General features: G+C 70.9%; 17 protein-coding genes and 1 pseudogene. 1 reads left to right on the plus strand and 17 read right to left on the minus strand.

Translation table 11 applies throughout. From position 1 onward, the window contains the following. Nucleotides 1-122 precede the first annotated feature (122 nt). The gene (gene tsf, locus AB0C62_RS11500) at nt 123-959 is read right to left on the minus strand and encodes a translation elongation factor Ts (protein WP_362971912.1); all 837 of its coding nucleotides are present in this window, start codon (nt 957-959) and stop codon (nt 123-125) included. Nucleotides 960-1,055: 96 nt separating this feature from the next. Then, nucleotides 1,056-2,000, minus strand: coding sequence for a 30S ribosomal protein S2 (gene rpsB / locus AB0C62_RS11505; RefSeq protein WP_362971914.1), 945 nt, complete (start codon nt 1,998-2,000; stop codon nt 1,056-1,058). 686 nt (nt 2,001-2,686) lie between these two features. On the opposite strand from rpsB, the gene AB0C62_RS11510 reads away from it, so the two are divergent. Continuing rightward, complete coding sequence (locus AB0C62_RS11510) at nt 2,687-3,169, plus strand: M23 family metallopeptidase (RefSeq protein WP_362971916.1); 483 nt, start codon at nt 2,687-2,689, stop codon at nt 3,167-3,169. A gap of 42 nt (nt 3,170-3,211) precedes the next feature. Here the strand turns inward: AB0C62_RS11510 and AB0C62_RS11515 are convergent, their stop codons facing one another. The 15 genes and pseudogenes from AB0C62_RS11515 to AB0C62_RS11585 form a co-directional block, all read right to left on the minus strand. Continuing rightward, a complete protein-coding gene (locus AB0C62_RS11515; RefSeq protein WP_362972181.1) occupies nt 3,212-3,769 on the minus strand; it encodes a helix-turn-helix domain-containing protein in 558 nt (185 codons plus the stop codon). Between the two features lie 141 nt (nt 3,770-3,910). After that, on the minus strand, nt 3,911-4,753 hold the full coding sequence (gene whiG, locus AB0C62_RS11520) for an RNA polymerase sigma factor WhiG (protein ID WP_355867936.1): 843 nt from the start codon (nt 4,751-4,753) through the stop codon (nt 3,911-3,913). Between the two features lie 270 nt (nt 4,754-5,023). Then, nucleotides 5,024-6,169 (minus strand): DNA-processing protein DprA, encoded by a 1,146-nt coding sequence (gene dprA, locus AB0C62_RS11525; RefSeq protein ID WP_362971917.1) that lies wholly within the window; start codon nt 6,167-6,169, stop codon nt 5,024-5,026. Then, nucleotides 6,166-7,791, minus strand: a complete 1,626-nt coding sequence (locus tag AB0C62_RS11530) for a YifB family Mg chelatase-like AAA ATPase (RefSeq protein ID WP_362971919.1) — start codon at nt 7,789-7,791, stop codon at nt 6,166-6,168. Before AB0C62_RS11530 ends, dprA begins: the two co-directional genes overlap by 4 nt. Before the next feature lies 1 nt (nt 7,792). Then, the gene (locus AB0C62_RS11535) at nt 7,793-8,212 is read right to left on the minus strand and encodes a YraN family protein (protein ID WP_362971921.1); all 420 of its coding nucleotides are present in this window, start codon (nt 8,210-8,212) and stop codon (nt 7,793-7,795) included. Between the two features lie 216 nt (nt 8,213-8,428). After that, nucleotides 8,429-8,737, minus strand: a complete 309-nt coding sequence (locus AB0C62_RS11540) for a DUF2469 domain-containing protein (protein ID WP_003965949.1) — start codon at nt 8,735-8,737, stop codon at nt 8,429-8,431. A 55-nt stretch (nt 8,738-8,792) separates the two neighbouring features. Beyond that, nucleotides 8,793-9,317: an NUDIX hydrolase gene (locus AB0C62_RS11545; protein ID WP_362971923.1), complete on the minus strand. Its 525-nt coding sequence runs from the start codon at nt 9,315-9,317 to the stop codon at nt 8,793-8,795. Further along, nucleotides 9,307-10,080, minus strand: a complete 774-nt coding sequence (gene lepB, locus AB0C62_RS11550) for a signal peptidase I (RefSeq protein WP_362971925.1) — start codon at nt 10,078-10,080, stop codon at nt 9,307-9,309. Before lepB (AB0C62_RS11550) ends, AB0C62_RS11545 begins: the two co-directional genes overlap by 11 nt. Before the next feature lie 218 nt (nt 10,081-10,298). Next, entirely contained in the window at nt 10,299-11,240 is a 942-nt protein-coding gene (gene lepB, locus AB0C62_RS11555; protein ID WP_362971927.1) for a signal peptidase I, read from the minus strand. Then, nucleotides 11,185-12,216 (minus strand): annotated as a pseudogene (gene lepB, locus AB0C62_RS11560) (signal peptidase I); the annotation flags it as partial. The pseudogene lepB (AB0C62_RS11560) and the gene lepB (AB0C62_RS11555), both read right to left, overlap by 56 nt. Continuing rightward, on the minus strand, nt 12,209-12,925 hold the full coding sequence (lepB, locus tag AB0C62_RS11565; RefSeq protein WP_362971929.1) for a signal peptidase I: 717 nt from the start codon (nt 12,923-12,925) through the stop codon (nt 12,209-12,211). The gene lepB (AB0C62_RS11565) and the pseudogene lepB (AB0C62_RS11560), both read right to left, overlap by 8 nt. 80 nt (nt 12,926-13,005) lie before the next feature. Next, nucleotides 13,006-13,356: a 50S ribosomal protein L19 gene (gene rplS / locus AB0C62_RS11570; protein ID WP_081219662.1), complete on the minus strand. Its 351-nt coding sequence runs from the start codon at nt 13,354-13,356 to the stop codon at nt 13,006-13,008. Between the two features lie 131 nt (nt 13,357-13,487). After that, nucleotides 13,488-14,309: a tRNA (guanosine(37)-N1)-methyltransferase TrmD gene (gene trmD / locus AB0C62_RS11575; RefSeq protein ID WP_362971931.1), complete on the minus strand. Its 822-nt coding sequence runs from the start codon at nt 14,307-14,309 to the stop codon at nt 13,488-13,490. Continuing rightward, nucleotides 14,309-14,902 (minus strand): ribosome maturation factor RimM, encoded by a 594-nt coding sequence (rimM, locus tag AB0C62_RS11580; protein WP_362971932.1) that lies wholly within the window; start codon nt 14,900-14,902, stop codon nt 14,309-14,311. Before rimM ends, trmD begins: the two co-directional genes overlap by 1 nt. A gap of 166 nt (nt 14,903-15,068) precedes the next feature. Continuing rightward, nucleotides 15,069-15,308, minus strand: a complete 240-nt coding sequence (locus AB0C62_RS11585) for an RNA-binding protein (protein WP_003973401.1) — start codon at nt 15,306-15,308, stop codon at nt 15,069-15,071. Between the last annotated feature and the right edge of the window lies 1 nt (nt 15,309).

Genomic DNA, 15,309 nt, shown 5'->3' on the forward strand with positions numbered 1-15,309 from the left:
CCGTGCTCGGCAATGGCCTCCTCGTCAGATCTGCTGTCGTCCGGCACACGCGCGTGGGTGCCGGCGTACGCGGACGACTGCTGTCGACCCTATAGGGGCCGCGCGTCGATCGCGGTACGGACTCAGATGCCGACCTTGATGCGCGAGAAACGCTTCAGGGTGACACCGGCCTCGTCCAGGACCTTCTGGACGGACTTCTTGTTGTCGAGCGCGTACGGCTGACCGAGGAGGGTGGCCTCCTTGAAGAAGCCGTTGACGCGACCCTCGACGATCTTGGGGAGGGCGGCCTCGGGCTTGCCCTCGGCGCGGGTGGTCTCCTCGGCGACGCGACGCTCGGTCTCGACGACCTCGGCCGGAACGTCCTCACGGGAGAGGTACTTCGGCGCGAAGGCGGCGATGTGCTGCGCGATGCCCTTGGCGAGGTCGGCGTCGACCTTGTCCAGCTCGACCAGAACACCGATCTGCGGGGGCAGGTCGGGCATGGTGCGGTGCATGTACGCGGCCACGTAGGCGCCGGAGAACTGGGCGAAGCGGTCCAGGACGATCTTCTCGCCCAGGTTGGCGTTGGCCTCGTCGACGAACGCCTGAACCGTCTTGCCCGGCTCGATCTCGGAGCCGAGGAGCGCGGGGAGGTCCGCCGGGGAGGTGGCGGCGACGTGCTGGGCGATCTGGTTGGCGACGGCCTGGAACTTCTCGCCCTTGGCGACGAAGTCCGTCTCGCACTTCAGCTCGACCAGGACACCGGAGGTGTTGTCGTCAGCGATGACGGAGACCACGGCGCCGTTCTCGGCGGAGCGGCCCTCGCGCTTGGCGACGCCCTTCTGACCCTTGATGCGCAGGGCCTCGACGGCCTTGTCGACGCTGCCTTCGGCCTCGTCCAGTGCCTTCTTGCAGTCCATCATGCCGGCGCCGGTGAGCTCACGGAGCTTCTTGACGTCGGCGGCGGTGTAGTTCGCCATGATTCCTGGAATCTCTCTCGAAGTCTGAAGATCTACGGGAAGAACGGCGGGGGCTTTGTGGGCCCCCGCCGTTCACCAACCCGAAGGGGTGAGGGGTCAGGCCTGCTCGGCGTCCGCGGCCGGGGCCTCGGCGGCGGGAGCCTCGGCCTCGGCGTCGGCAGCGGGGGCCTCGACAGCCTCGGCCTCGGCGGCGGGGGCGTCGGCCTGCTCGGCGTCGGCGACCTTCTCCGTCTCGGCGGAGGTCTGGACCTCGGGCTCGTCGGCCTTCTTCTCGCCCTCGAGCAGGTCGCGCTCCCACGCGGCCAGCGGCTCGCCCGCGGCCTTGTCACCCTCGGCGGCCTTGCCGGCGCCGGAACGGGAGATGAGGCCCTCGGCGACGGCGTCGGCGATCACGCGGGTGAGCAGGGTGACGGAGCGGATCGCGTCGTCGTTGCCCGGGATCTTGTAGTCGACCTCGTCGGGGTCACAGTTGGTGTCGAGGATGGCGACGACCGGGATGTTGAGCTTCCGGGCCTCGCCGACCGCGATGTGCTCCTTCTTGGTGTCCACGATCCAGACGGCGCTGGGCACCTTCTGCATCTCGCGGATACCACCGAGGGTCTTCTCCAGCTTGGCCTTCTCGCGCGAGAGCACGAGAAGCTCCTTCTTGGTGAGACCCGAAGCGGCGACGTCCTCGAAGTCGATCTGCTCGAGCTCCTTGAGGCGCTGCAGACGCTTGTAGACGGTCGAGAAGTTGGTGAGCATGCCGCCCAGCCAGCGCTGGTTGACGTAGGGCATGCCGACGCGGGTGGCCTGCTCCGCGATGGCCTCCTGCGCCTGCTTCTTCGTGCCGACGAACATGACCGTGCCGCCGTGGGCGACGGTCTCCTTGACGAACTCGTAGGCGCGGTCGATGTACGACAGCGACTGGAGCAGGTCGATGATGTAGATGCCGTTGCGCTCCGTGAAGATGAAGCGCTTCATCTTCGGGTTCCAACGACGGGTCTGGTGACCGAAGTGGACGCCGCTTTCCAGCAGCTCCCGCATCGTGACGACGGCCATGGCCGTTCTCCTAGGTTTTCTCGGTTGTACCGCGTGTGCCGGACGGCACTCGCGCCTGACGCCCGCGATGCGCCGTGCCACAAAGGACCGAGAGGCGCTGACACCGGTACTGAAGACCAGATGTCGGGGCGTGCGAAGTCGACTCGGTGACCCGAATCGCCACCAGAAGTGTACGGGACCCGAGAGGGGCCGGGTGACGCCGCTGTCCACAACCGGCCGGTACTCCACAGTTCCCGGCCATGATCCGCTCGGTGGGGGACGGTTTCCGTATGCGAGCGAAGCGATCTGTGCGTACCCGGCCGGGCCTTCTCCTCGGCCTGACCCTGACCGTCCTGGGCGTCCTGACCCCTGCCGCCCCGGCGTCGACTCCGGCCCGGGTCCCGGCACGGGGACCTCTGTCCTTGGCCCTGACGTCCTCGACGTCCCTGTCCCACGGAGGCGGACCAGCACCACCGATTCAGGCCACCCGCGCGGTGCCCGTCGGCACGCTCACCTCCGACGCCGATGAGGCCACTGAGGCCGCCGGGTCCGCCGACCGGTCACCGGCCGATCCCGGTGACCCGCCGGGGGTCGATCCCGGTGACCCGCCGGAGGCCGCTCCGGCAGAGCCGCCCGACCCCCACACCGAGCTCCCTTCGGGAGCGGACTCGACCGCCCCGGCGCCCGCCGGACCCGTCACGCCCCCCGTGGCGGATCCTGCCGTCCCGGCACTCGCCCGCGCCTGGCCCGTGGGGGTCCGCCCTCCGGTCGTACGGGGCTGGGAACCGCCGGCGACGGCCTACTCGCGGGGCCATCGCGGCGTCGACCTCGAAGCCGCCCCCGGCGCTCCGGTGCGCGCCGTCGCCCCCGGCAGGGTGTCCTTCGCCGGCCGGGTCGCGGGCCGAGGGGTCGTCTCCGTGGAACTCGCGGGCACCGGGTCACCTCCGCTGCGGACGACGTACGGCCCGGTCCGGGCTTCGGTGCACCAGGGCGACGAGGTCCTCGCGGGCACGGTTCTCGGGACGGTGGAGGCGGCGCGCGACCCGCACTGCGGGCCGACGTCCTGTCTGCACTGGGGCCTGCTCAGAGGCACGGCCTACCTGAACCCGCTGTCCCTGCTGCCGCCCTGGCTCCTGGGCCTCGGGCCGTCCCGCCTGCTGCCGCTCGACGGACCTCCCCCCGAGCACTGACACCGGGCGCCCGCGACGTCCGCGACGCCCGGTGAGCGTGGGTCAGCCTCGGACGCCCCGCAGGGCCATCGCGACGGCCGCCTCGGTGATCGCGGTGGGGTCCTCGGCGGCCCCCAGTTCGATACGGCGCACGGCGGCGTCGACCACACCCTGCAGGAGCATCGCGGCCAGCCGCGGCTCGGCATGGCCCATGGCGGCCAGCGCCTCACCGATCATCGTGACCAGCCCGCCGTGCGCGGCCCGGATCTTCTCCCGGGCGCCCGCGTCGAGTTCGCTGGCGGAGATGGCGACCACGGCGCGGTGCCGCCGGTCCCCGACCAGGGCGAGCTGGCGGCGCACGTATGCCTCGACCTTGCCCTCGGGGCCCTCGGCGGCCGCCATCGCGGAGGAGACCTCGGCGGCCCAGACGGGGAAGTCGGCCTCGCAGAGTTCCTCGACGACGGCGGCTCGGGAGCGGAAGTACTCGTACACGGAGGACCGGGCGAGCCCCGTGCGCTCGGCGAGCGCCGGGAACGTCAGCGACTCCGTCCCGCCCTCGGACAACAGGGAGCGCGCCGCGTCCAGCAGGGCGGCTCGCTGCATCGACCGGTGCTCGGCCACGGAGGCCGCTCGAATCCTTGGCACGTCAACCACTCTACGGACGCTCCGCCGCGTACGGGAGCCACTCCACCCACTCGGCCGGGTGGCAGGCGGTCCGGGGGCACCGGCCCCAGGCTGTGCGGCGGCGGACGAACGCCCTGGTCAGCGTCCGAAACTGGCCAGCTTGGCGCGGAGCTGAAGTACGGATTTGGTGTGGATCTGGCTGACCCGGCTCTCCGTCACGCCGAGTACGTTGCCGATCTCGGCCAGGGTGAGCCCCTCGTAGTAGTAGAGCGTGACGACGGTCTTCTCCCGGTCGGGGAGGGTGTTGATCGCCCGCGCCAGGAGTCTGCGCAGTTCCCGGTCCTCGGCGACCTCGACCGGGTTGTCGGCGGCGGTGTCCTCCAGGGTGTCCATCAGGCTCAGCCGGTCGCCGCCCTCGCCGCCGGCGTGCAGCAGCTCCTCCAGGGCGACCACGTTGGCCAGCGACAACTGGCTGAACACCGCGTGCAGTTCCTCCACCGCGATGCCCAGTTCTGAGGCCACCTCGGTCTCCGAGGGGGTGCGTCTCAGCCGGGCCTCCAGCGTGGCATAGGCGCGCTCGACGTTGCGCGCCTTCTGCCGGACCGACCGCGGGATCCAGTCGAGGGCGCGCAGTTCGTCGATCATGGCGCCCCGGATCCGGGTGATCGCGTACGTCTCGAACTTGATCTCGCGCTCGATGTCGAACTTCTCGATCGCGTCGATCAGCCCGAACACCCCGGACGAGACGAAGTCGGCCTGTTCGACATTGGCCGGCAGACCCACGCTGACCCGGCCCGCGACGTACTTCACCAGCGGTGAGTAGTGCAGGATCAGCTGCTCGCGCAGCCGCTCGTCACCGGTCGACTTGTATGACCGCCACAGCTCGTCGAGGGTCGAGGGAGCGGGCGGGCGCACGCTGCCGCCGTCGCGGGCGGCTGGCGGGATCGCCGTCCGGTCGGACCCGGAGGTGTGCTGGGGCATTCGTCGCCTTGTGCCGTTCTGCCGTGAACTGGGGGTGCCTGGGTACCTGTCGGTCTCGTGCCGAGACGGTGTGCCTGCGTCGGATCCTCGTGAGCGTAGCGTGACTGAACAGTCGCAGTGCGCGAAGAGAAGGCTGTCACCCGGACGCGCGGCGGTTCCACAAGGCGGCTCGCGGCATCCCGCCGGTCGCCCTGCGTGACCGGCGGGATCCGCCAACTGCGGGAATCCGCAAGGGCGTCGGCGTTCCCCCGGACGGCCGAACACGCTCGGTCAGCGGGCCTCCCTATCATCGCGGACGGAGGTCGCCGCCTGGCGTGTCAACTTCCAGCCGTCGCCGTGTCGTTCGACGAATCCAAGTGCTCGGAGTTCGTACAGTCTCCCGACCGCGTCGTCCGTGGTGGTGGCCGCTCCGCGGGCGATCTCGTCGACGGGCGCGGGGCGCCGCGCCGGCAGCGCGGCCAGGACACACTGGGCGCCCGGGGGCAGGAGGTCGCGCGGCAGCACGGGTCCGCGCCGGTCCGGGGCCAGCTCGCCCATGTCACCCACCAGCTCGGCGACTTCCGCGGCGTCGGTGACCAGAACCGCTTCTCCGCGCAGCAGTTCGTGCACCCCGGCGGAGAGCGAGCTGGTGGCCGGGCCCGGCACTCCCATGGTGAACCGCCCCAGCCGCTGTGCCGCTCGGGCGGTGACGAGCGCCCCGCTGCGATACGCCGCCTCGACGACCACGGTGCCCCGGGTGAGCGCCGCGATGACCCGGTTCCGGAGGATGAACCTGCTCGGCGTGGGATGGTCGCCGGGTGGCAACTCCCCGATCACGAGCCCCTGTTCCGCGATCCTGGTGATCAACTGAGTGTGGCCGCGCGGGTAGGGCCGGTCGACCCCGCAGGCGAGCACGGCGACGGTGGCGCCGCCCGCGCCGAGGGCGCCTCGGTGCGCGGCCCCGTCCACCCCGTAGGCGCCGCCGGACACCACGACCCAGCCCCGCTCCGCGAGCCCGGCGCCGAGGGTGGCCGCCATGTGCGCGCCGTACTCGGTGCAGGCCCGGGCGCCGACGACGGCGACCGACCGCAGCGCCCATATCCGCAGGCTGGACAGCCCCCGGACCCAGAGCCCGAGGGGCCGCCCGTCCCCCAGGTCGTCCAGTTGGGCCGGCCATTCCGAGTCGCCGGGACAGACGAACCGCACCCCGGCCTCCCGCGCCCGGACGAGGTCGCCCTCCGGGTCGGCCCGCTCGGCCCTGGCCCGCAGCCCCGCCCACCGGGCGTCCGTCATCCCGCGCGGCTGTCCGTCACCGGCGGACAGCCACCGCACGGCTTCCCGCGCCCCGACCTCCCGGACCCACCGTCCGCAGACCTCGTCGCCGGGTTCGACGACCCGGGAGAGCGTGACGCGGGCCCCGCGTTCGTCGTCCGTCATACCGGTGAGCCGATCGCCATCGGCACCCCGCGCGGAACCCCGGTGCGCAGTTGGAGGGCGAGGGCCACGTCCCCGGCGTCGGGCCGGTCGTGTCCCGACAGGTCCGCGACGGTCCAGGCGACGCGGAGCACCCGGTCCAGCCCCCGCGCCGTGAGCAGTCCGCGCTCCAGGCTGTGCTCGGCGCTGTCCATCGCACCCGGCACCGCCTGCCAGCGGCTGCGCAGCTCCCGCCCCGGGACCTCGCTGTTGGTGTGCCAGGGCGTCCCGGCGAGGCGGGCTGCGGCCCGCTCGCGCGCGGTGCGCACGCGCTCGGCGACCGTCTTCGTGGACTCACCCTGAACGCCCCGCGCCGTGAGTTCGGACCGGGTGACGGGCTCCACCTCTACGCGCAGGTCGACCCGGTCGAGCAGGGGCCCGGACAGCCGTGCCTGGTAGCGGCGGATGGCGGAGGGCGGGCATTCGCAGTAGTCGTTCGTCACGCTGAAACGGCCACAGGGGCAGGGGTTGGCGGCCAGCACCATCAGGAACTTCGCGGGGAACCGCACGACACCGGCGCTGCGCGCGATCACCACGTGTCCCGCCTCCAACGGCTGGCGCAGGGCGTCGAGCACGAAGCCGCTGAACTCCGGCGCCTCGTCGAGGAAGAGGATCCCGCGATGTGCCAGGGACACCGCGCCGGGCCTCGCGAGGCCCTTGCCGCCACCGACGAGGGACTGCATGGTCGCGGAGTGATGGGGGGCGCAGTACGGGGCGATGTCGACCATCGGTTTGCCGGGCGGGAGCAGGCCCGCCACGGAGTGGATCGCCGTCACCTCCAGGGATTCCTGCCGGGACAGCCGCGGCATGAGGGACGGCATCCGCTCGGCGAGCATCGTCTTGCCCGCCCCGGGTGGACCCTGCAGGAAGACGTGGTGCCCTCCGGCCGCCGCGACCTCCATCGCCGTGCGGGCCGACAACTGGCCGACGACGTCGGCGAGATCGTGCCCCTGGTCGTGTTCCGGGACGGCGATGCCGCACAGGCCGGTGGCCTCCCCCGTCCCCGGGACGCGCAGGCCGGCGAGCAGCGGATCGGGGCGGCCCTGCTCGTCGGGGTCCTCCTCGGGCACCGGTTCGTCGGCGAGCACCGCGATGAGCTGGCGCAGGCTGCGGACGCCGAGCACCGAGACTCCTGGCACCAGTGACGCCTCGGCCGCGGCGCACTCGGGGACCACCACCTGCTCGTATCCCGCGTCCGCCGCCGCCAGCACCGCGGGGAGGATCCCCCGGACCGGCCGCACCCGGCCGTCGAGCCCGAGCTCCCCGATCATCACGATGTCGGCGAGCACCCGGGGATCGATCCGCTCGGAGGCACCCAGCGTCGCGCAGGCGACGGCGAGGTCGAACCCCGAACCGCCCTTCGGCACGGAGGCCGGACTGAGCCCCACCGTCAGCTTCTTCTGCGGCCAGGCGGCGCCGGAGTTCACGACCGCGGCCCGGACCCGGTCCCGGCTCTCCGTCAGGCTCTTGTCGGGGAGCCCCACCAGGGTGAAGGCCGCGACACCGGGCTCCAGGTCCGCCTGGACCTCGACGACGACGCCCTCCACACCCACCAGGGCCACCGAACACGTACGCGCGAAGCCCATCTCAGGCCACCCCCCGCGCGTGCTCGACCACAGGTGCGCCGCGGTCGGGGAGGACGACGCCGATCAGGTCGATGCGGACACCGCCTGGTGGGGCCCCGCCGTGTTCCTGGAGCCAGCGCTCGGCGAGGCTCCGCAGCCGCCGGGCCTTGGCCGGTGTCACGGCCGCCATCGGATGCTGGAACGTGCCGGTCCTGCGGGTCTTGACCTCGCAGAGGACGAGCGCGTCTCCGTCCCGCGCCACGATGTCGATCTCGCCCGTCCTGCCGCACCGCCAGTTGCGCGCCAGGACCGTCATGCCGGTCTCGGTCAGCCGCCGCGCGGCCAGATCCTCGCCGTACCTGCCCAGTGCGTTCCGTGCGTCGTTCCGTACTCCGTCCCGTACTTCGTTCCGTGCGTCGTTCCGTGCCTCGGTCGTCTTCATGTCGGCACCACCTCCGGCACCCACACTGAGGCCGTGCCGTGCGGCTTGTGGATCTTGGTGGACAGCCGCGCGACTGTGGAAATGTCCGTCACCCGCACGAGTCACGACCGGGAACACGAAGGCCGGGAAACACGAAGGCCGGGAACCCCTCGGTTCCCGGCCTCGCCGGCCCGCTGTCCGGCCGGCCCGTCAGTCAGCCGCCCGGCCGCTTCGGCTTCAGCCGCCCGGCAGCTCCAGATCGCTCTTGTTCAGCTCCTCGATGTTCACGTCCTTGAATGTCAGGACGCGTACCTGCTTCACGAAGCGAGCGGGCCGGTACATGTCCCACACCCAGGCGTCCGCCATGGACACCTCGAAAAACACCTCGCCCTGGACCGAGTGCACCTGCATCTCGTAGTCGTTGGTGAGGTAGAAGCGCCGTTCGGTCTCGATCACATATTTGAACAGACCGACGACGTCGCGGTACTCCCGATAGAGCTTCAGCTCCATCTCGGTCTCGTACTTCTCGAGGTCCTCGGCGCTCATGGCATGTTCCCCTTCAGCCGTGCGTCCCCCTATTGTGCGCCAGCCCCGGGAGCCCCTAGACGATTTCCGTGTCGAGGATCTCGGGCGTGGCCGGGGGACCCTCGTCGAGCACCCTGCGGAGCAGCCCGGCGAGCTTGGTCGGATACACCGTCTCATGTGCCTCGGTCAGTTCCCGGCACGTCCACCAGCGCGCTCCGGCGACGCTGCGCCGTTCCAGGTCGGTCAGTGCCGTGGCCGCCGTGGCCGTCTGGGTCGTTCGGGCCAGGAAGTACCACTCGTCCTGGTGCCAGCGCCGGCCGGCGAACGTGAACGCGCAGATCCGCTGCCACAGCACCGGGCCCAGCTCGACCTCCGTGATACCGGTTTCCTCCAGGAGTTCCCGCAGCGCGGCCTGTTCCCGGGTCTCGTCCCCCTCCAGGCCGCCGCCCGGGGTGAACCACCAGTCGTCCGAAGGATCGTCCGGCTCGTGCCCGTGCAGGAGAAGGACCCGGTCCTGCGGATCGAGCAGGACGACCCGGGCGACCTTGCGCAGACCGCCCTCGGGCGTTTCCTCTCCGTCGGCAGTCGGCTCAGCGGACACCGGCGGGCCCCGTCTTCGTGCGGGAGCGGCCCGCCCGCTTGGCGATGGGCCCGTAGGCGGCGCCGCCCAGCACCAGCACGGCACCGGCGATCACCGCGGCGACCATCGTACGGAGCGGTCCCGGCTGGGACAGGGCGCCGAGCGTCTCGAAGCCGGTGGGGCGTTCGAGCATGCCGTCCATCGGCCAGGCGATGGCGTCCACGCGGGCGGACACGGCGCTGCGCGCCACGGTGCCGCCGGCGGCGTCCGAAAGGTGCGCGGTGGAGTCCAGCGAGCCCTGCCGCTCGTCGCCGAGCAGGAAGAGGCGGCCCTGGGGGACCTTCACCGTGGGAAAGTTGGTGATCTCGGCGAGGCTGCCCTCGGGCAGGTACGGCTCGTCCATCTGCTTGCCGTTGACGGTCAGCTTGCCGTCGGTGCAGCAGGAGACCGTGTCACCGCCGACGGCGACCACGCGCTTGACCACGGACGCGTTGGTGACCCACGCCTTGTCCTTGAAGACGACGACGTCACCGCGGCGGACGTCGCTTCCGTCGACGCGCTGTGCGAGGACCCGGTCCCCGATGTTGATCGTCGGTGCCATCGAGCTGGTGGGCACGGTGTACGGCAGGTACACCACCGCTCCCCAGGCGAACCCTCCGAGGAACAGCACCAGGCCCAGCCCGACGGCCAGCCCGGACAGTCGCTGTCCGATCTTGCCGCCCGCCTGGTCCCTGGCCACGCCACCGCTGCGCGGGGCTGTACGTGTTGCGCTCTCGCCACCCATGGGACCGCACCCTACCCGGGGGTACGGTCCGCGGTCAGCCCATGGTTCGGACAACGATCACCGGCCCGGGCGCCCTGGGGAGGACCTGTGTGGATCGCCGGTACACGGGGTGATCCGGGGGACGCCTGCGGTCACCGGTCCCCCGTGGGAACGGGCAGGGGCCGGCCGCTCCGAGAGTCCGGAGCGACCGGCCCCGAAGGCCGGAGACGACGCGGTCGTCAGTCGTCCTTGGACGCCTTGCGCTTGCGGCGGATCAGCACGAGCGGCACCGCGCCGACGAGCGCGACGGCTCCGGGCGCCGTGACCGCGGCGGCCGCCTTGGCGTTCAGGCCGGACTGGTCGAAGGTGTCCGGGACCGGAAGGGTGCCCCAGCGGTTGATCGGCCAGGCCTTGACGATGGCACGGCCGACGACGTCGTCCACCGGGACCATGCCGTGGTGCTTGTCGGCCTGGTTGTAGCGGGAGTCCCGAGAGTTCTGGCGGTGGTCGCCCATCACCCAGATCATGCCCTTGGGGACCTTGACCTTGAACTGGCCGCCCTCGTCGTCCTGGCTGCACGGGGTGTTCCCGGCGTAGACGAACGACGAGTCGTTCAGTGCCTTGCCGTTGACCTTCAGGGGGCCGGTGCCGTTGCACTCGACGGTGTCGCCGCCGACGCCGATGACACGCTTGATCAGGTCCTTCTCCTCGGCGGACGGCATCAGGCCGATCCAGCTGAGGAAGGTCTGCAGGGCGTTCGGGTCCGCCGTGGGCTCGCCCGCCAGCCAGTTGTCGGGGTCGTGGAAGACGACGACCTCGCCGCGCTCCGGCTCGGACCCGAACCACGGGGTCAGCTTGTCGACCAGGACGCGGTCACCCTGCTGGAGGGTGTTCTGCATCGAGTCCGAAGGGATCGAGAACGCCTGCACCAGGAACGTCTTGATGAGCAGCGCGAGCACGAGGGCGATGCCGATCAGGATCGGCAGCTCCTTCCAGAAGGAGCGCTGCTTCCTGGACTTCGGGTCCTGCTCGGAACGCCCGGTCGAGGCGTCACCGCCCTCGGAACCACTGCCGGAACCCGACCCGTCCTCTACGCCGGGGGCAGCCGCATCGTCGGGCCGCTCCGGCTGCCCTTCGGGACCATCGTGTCCGGACCGTGCGCCGACCGCCACATCCCCCACATCCACTCCTCACTCCGTGCCGCTGCCCGCGCCGTATTCGGCGCAGGCCCACCACTCCCATAACGAGCGGGAGTTCCGCAGGGCTCGGGAGCGGGATCAATCCGTCTGGATCCGCAGGGGCCACCCTATGCGACAGCGCAGAGGCGACGGTCGACGCTCCAGGCGCGTCGGCCACGGTCGAGAACGTGCTCGGCTCGCGCAGTCGGGTCCAGTGACCGATGGGCCATCCGATGATCATGGCCCGGCCCACGATGGACTTCTCGGAGACGGTACCGCTGAACTTGTCGGTCCGGTGGTAACGGGAGTCCGCGGAGTTGCCCCGGTGGTCGCCGAGCACGAAAAGCCGTCCCTCGGGCACCTTGACCTCGAAGGCGAAGTCGGACGGCTTGTCGCCCGCGAAGATGTAAGGCTCGGTCAACGGGGTGCCGTTGACCGTCACCCGGCCCTGCGCGTCGCAGCACTTGACCGTGTCGCCGCCGACGCCGACGACCCGCTTGATGAGGTCCTTCTCGTTGTCGGACGGCAGCAGGCCGATGAAGGTCAGCCCCTGCTTGAACTGCTTGACGACCACGGGGTCGTCCTTCTTCTTGGTCTCCTCGGCGGTGAGCCACCCACCGGGGTCCTTGAAGACGACGACGTCACCGCGCGAGGGCTCGGAGCCGAACCACGGGGTGAACTTGTCGACCAGGACGCGGTCGCCGATCTGGATCGTGTTCTCCATGGAACCCGACGGGATCACGAAGGCCTGGACGAGGAAGGTCTTGAGGACCAGGGCGATCAGCACGGCGACCCCGACGAGGAGGGGTATCTCCTTGGCCGCGGAACGCCGTCTGCGTCGCTTGATCTTGCGGGCGAGCTTGCGCCGCTCGACCCTGCTGGGACGGGCGGCTCCTCCGGAGGCACGCCGGGTCCCGGTGGGCAGCAGGTTCTCCATGGCGCTCGCGGGGGCTCCGCGCGGTCGTCCCCGGTTACCCATGGGCACCGCCGGCGGCGGGCACGCGCGCGTAGGCGTCGGGACGGCCCAGCCGGGTCCAGTGGCCCGCGGGCCAGGCGATCCAGTCGGCGCGGCCGATCACGTCACCGACGGGGATCATGCCGCCGCCGGGCGAGCCCAGATGGTCACGGGAGTCGCTGGAGCGGCTGCGGTGGTCACCGAGGACGAAGAGGGAGCCGTCGGGCACCACGACGTCGAAAGGCACGTCCGAGGGGCTGTCGCCCCGATGGAGAAACGCGGACTCGTCGACCGACCGGTCGTTCACCTCGAGTCTCCCCTCCCTGTCGCAGCAGACCACGTGGTCTCCCCCTACCCCCACAACGCGCTTGACGTAGTCGGCGCTCCCGAAATACCCGGTGCCGTCGAACACGACGACGTCGCCCCGCCGCGGTTCGGAACCGAAACGGTACGCCAACTTATTTACGAGAACGCGGTCCCCGATCCTCAATCCGGACTCCATCGAGCCGCTGGGAATCTGGAACGGCTGCATCACGAAGCGGCTGACCAGGAGCAGGAAGACCAGGCAGACCAGCACGGTCAGGGTGATCCACCCGCCCGGGAGCCAGTCGGCGGCCCGGCCCGCCAACGCGAAGCGCGACCGGCCCTCCGGCCGCTCCGTGTCCGAGATCTCCTCGGAAGCGGAAGGGCGGGAGGAGCGGTCGCGCTCCACGTGCTGTGCTTCGGTGTCCATCGGGGCCAGATGCTATCCGGCCTCCATGAGACGCCTTCTTACCGGCTCGGTCGCCGACGTGTCACGTCGGCGGCACGGGCTCAGCGGTCGCGCTTCTCCTTGATCTTCGCGGCCTTGCCGCGCAGGTCACGGAGGTAGTACAGCTTGGCGCGACGCACGTCACCACGGGTGACGACCTCGATCTTCTCGACGATCGGGGTGTGCACCGGGAAGGTGCGCTCGACGCCGACGGAGAACGAGACCTTGCGGACCGAGAAGGTCTCCCGGACACCGGCGCCCTGGCGGCGGATGACTACGCCCTTGAACTGCTGCACACGGGAGCGGTTGCCCTCGATGACGCGGACGTGGACGTTGACGGTGTCACCCGGGCGGAACGCCGGGATGTCCGTGCGCAGCGACGCGCTGTCGACGTTGTCGAGCAGGTGAGTCATGTGTGTCTGCTTTCTTCGCCAATGCCACAGGTCATCGACGGGAGAGGATTCCGAGATGGTGCTGCCTCGTCGGGACGGGCGTCGTGTCCCCCTGTGGCAGGGGCGCACGCCGGACGACAAAGAGCAGCGGCCTATTCTTCCACGGCCTCGGGGCTGCGCCCAAATCGGCCGTCGGGACCCGGCCGCCAGCCGAGGATCGAGAGCATCTCGCGGTCCTTCTTGTCGAAGGTGGACGGGTCGCAGCGCTCGATGAGGTCGGGCCGGTTCGCCGTCGTACGGCGCAGGGCCTCGTCGCGGCGCCAGCGGGCGATCTTCCCGTGGTGACCGCTGACCAGCACGTCGGGGATCTCGCGGCCGCGCCACTCGGGGGGCTTGGTGTACACCGGCCCCTCCAGGAGGTTGGCCATGGCGCCGGGGGCGAAGGAGTCGTCCCGGTGCGACTCGGCGTTGCCGAGCACACCCGGCAGCAGCCGGGCCACGGCCTCGGTGACGACGAGCACGGCCGCCTCCCCGCCGGCGAGCACGTAGTCGCCGATGGAGACCTCGTAGACGGGCATCCGGGTCGCGTACTCGTCGATGACGCGGCGGTCGATGCCCTCGTAGCGCGCGGGCGTGAAGACCAGCCAGGGGCGCTCGGAGAGCTCGACGGCGAGTTCCTGGGTGAACGGGCGTCCGCTGGGCGTGGGGACGACGAGGACGGGCCCGTGGGAGCCGGTCTCGTAGCCGTCCGCGAGCGCGGAGTCCAGGGCCTCGCCCCACGGCTCGGTCTTCATGACCATGCCGGGACCGCCGCCGTACGGGGTGTCGTCGACGGTGTTGTGGCGGTCGTACGTCCAGTCCCGGAGATCGTGCACGTGGACGTTCAGCTGGCCACGCGCGCGTGCCTTGCCGACGAGGGAGACGTTCAGGGGCTCCAGATACTCGGGGAAGATCGTGACGACGTCGAGCCGCATCAGGCACCCGCCCCCGCGGAGTCCTCGCCGCCGGTGGCGTCACCCTCGTCGTCGTCCGCGTCACGGGAGGAGACGATCTCCGCGTTGTCGTCGATCAGGCCGGGCGGCGGGTCGATGACGGCCCGCTGCTCCTCCAGGTCGATCTCGACGACGATCTCCTCGACGAACGGGATCAGCACCTCGGTGCCGTCCTCCCGCTCGACCACGAACAGGTCCTGCGAGGGCAGGTGAGAGATCTCGGTGATCCGACCGACAGCGGCGCCGTCCGTGGTGAACACGTCCAGGTCCATCAGCTGGTGGTCGTAGTACTCCTCCGGGTCCTCCGGAGTCTCGTCCGGGTCGACCTCGGCGATCAGCAGGGTGTTGCGCAGCGCCTCGGCGCCGTTCCGGTCGCGTACGCCGGCGAAGCGCAGCAGGAGACGGCCGCTGTGGACGCGGCCGGTCTCGATGGTCAGCGGTCCGGTGGAGGCCGGATCGGTGAGCAGGACGGCACCGGGTCCGAGCCGGAGCTCCGGCTCGTCGGTGCGGACCTCCACGGTGACCTCGCCCTTGATGCCGTGGGCACGGCCGACGCGAGCGACTACCAGCTGCACTGTGCTTGATCTCCTGTCGTGTACCGACGGCAATGCTTCGGATGCGGATGCGGATGCGGGTGCGGATGCGGGTGCGGATGCGGGTGCGGATGCGGGTGCGCAGACGACTACGGGCCGGGGACGGCTCGTAAGCCCTCCCCGGCCCGAGCCGGTGCTGCGTGCTACGTCAGCGGACGTGGTCCACGTCGACGAGGTCGACACGGACACCGCGGCCGCCGATGGCACCCACGACGGTCCGCAGAGCGCGCGCGGTGCGGCCGTTGCGGCCGATCACCTTGCCGAGGTCGTCGGGGTGCACCCGAACCTCGAGAACGCGCCCGCGGCGCAGGTTGCGCGAGGCGACCTGCACGTCGTCGGGGTTGTCGACGATGCCCTTCACGAGGTGCTCGAGAGCCTCCTCGAGCATG

It is taken from the genome of Streptomyces sp. NPDC048643 (assembly GCF_040650615.1).
Classification (GTDB): domain Bacteria; phylum Actinomycetota; class Actinomycetes; order Streptomycetales; family Streptomycetaceae; genus Streptomyces.

Bases quoted from the DNA above. Each gene is read 5' to 3' on its own strand.
- lepB (WP_362971929.1), bottom strand. From the start codon at position 12,925: ATGGACACCGAAGCACAGCACGTGGAGCGCGACCGCTCCTCCCGCCCT.
- trmD (WP_362971931.1), bottom strand. From the start codon at position 14,309: ATGCGGCTCGACGTCGTCACGATCTTCCCCGAGTATCTGGAGCCCCTG.
- dprA (WP_362971917.1), bottom strand. From the start codon at position 6,169: ATGACGGACGACGAACGCGGGGCCCGCGTCACGCTCTCCCGGGTCGTC.
- AB0C62_RS11530 (WP_362971919.1), bottom strand. From the start codon at position 7,791: ATGGGCTTCGCGCGTACGTGTTCGGTGGCCCTGGTGGGTGTGGAGGGC.
- lepB (WP_362971925.1), bottom strand. From the start codon at position 10,080: ATGGGTGGCGAGAGCGCAACACGTACAGCCCCGCGCAGCGGTGGCGTG.
- tsf (WP_362971912.1), bottom strand. From the start codon at position 959: ATGGCGAACTACACCGCCGCCGACGTCAAGAAGCTCCGTGAGCTCACC.
- whiG (WP_355867936.1), bottom strand. From the start codon at position 4,753: ATGCCCCAGCACACCTCCGGGTCCGACCGGACGGCGATCCCGCCAGCC.
- AB0C62_RS11535 (WP_362971921.1), bottom strand. From the start codon at position 8,212: ATGAAGACGACCGAGGCACGGAACGACGCACGGAACGAAGTACGGGAC.
- AB0C62_RS11585 (WP_003973401.1), bottom strand. From the start codon at position 15,308: ATGCTCGAGGAGGCTCTCGAGCACCTCGTGAAGGGCATCGTCGACAAC.
- rplS (WP_081219662.1), bottom strand. From the start codon at position 13,356: ATGACTCACCTGCTCGACAACGTCGACAGCGCGTCGCTGCGCACGGAC.
- AB0C62_RS11540 (WP_003965949.1), bottom strand. From the start codon at position 8,737: ATGAGCGCCGAGGACCTCGAGAAGTACGAGACCGAGATGGAGCTGAAG.
- rpsB (WP_362971914.1), bottom strand. From the start codon at position 2,000: ATGGCCGTCGTCACGATGCGGGAGCTGCTGGAAAGCGGCGTCCACTTC.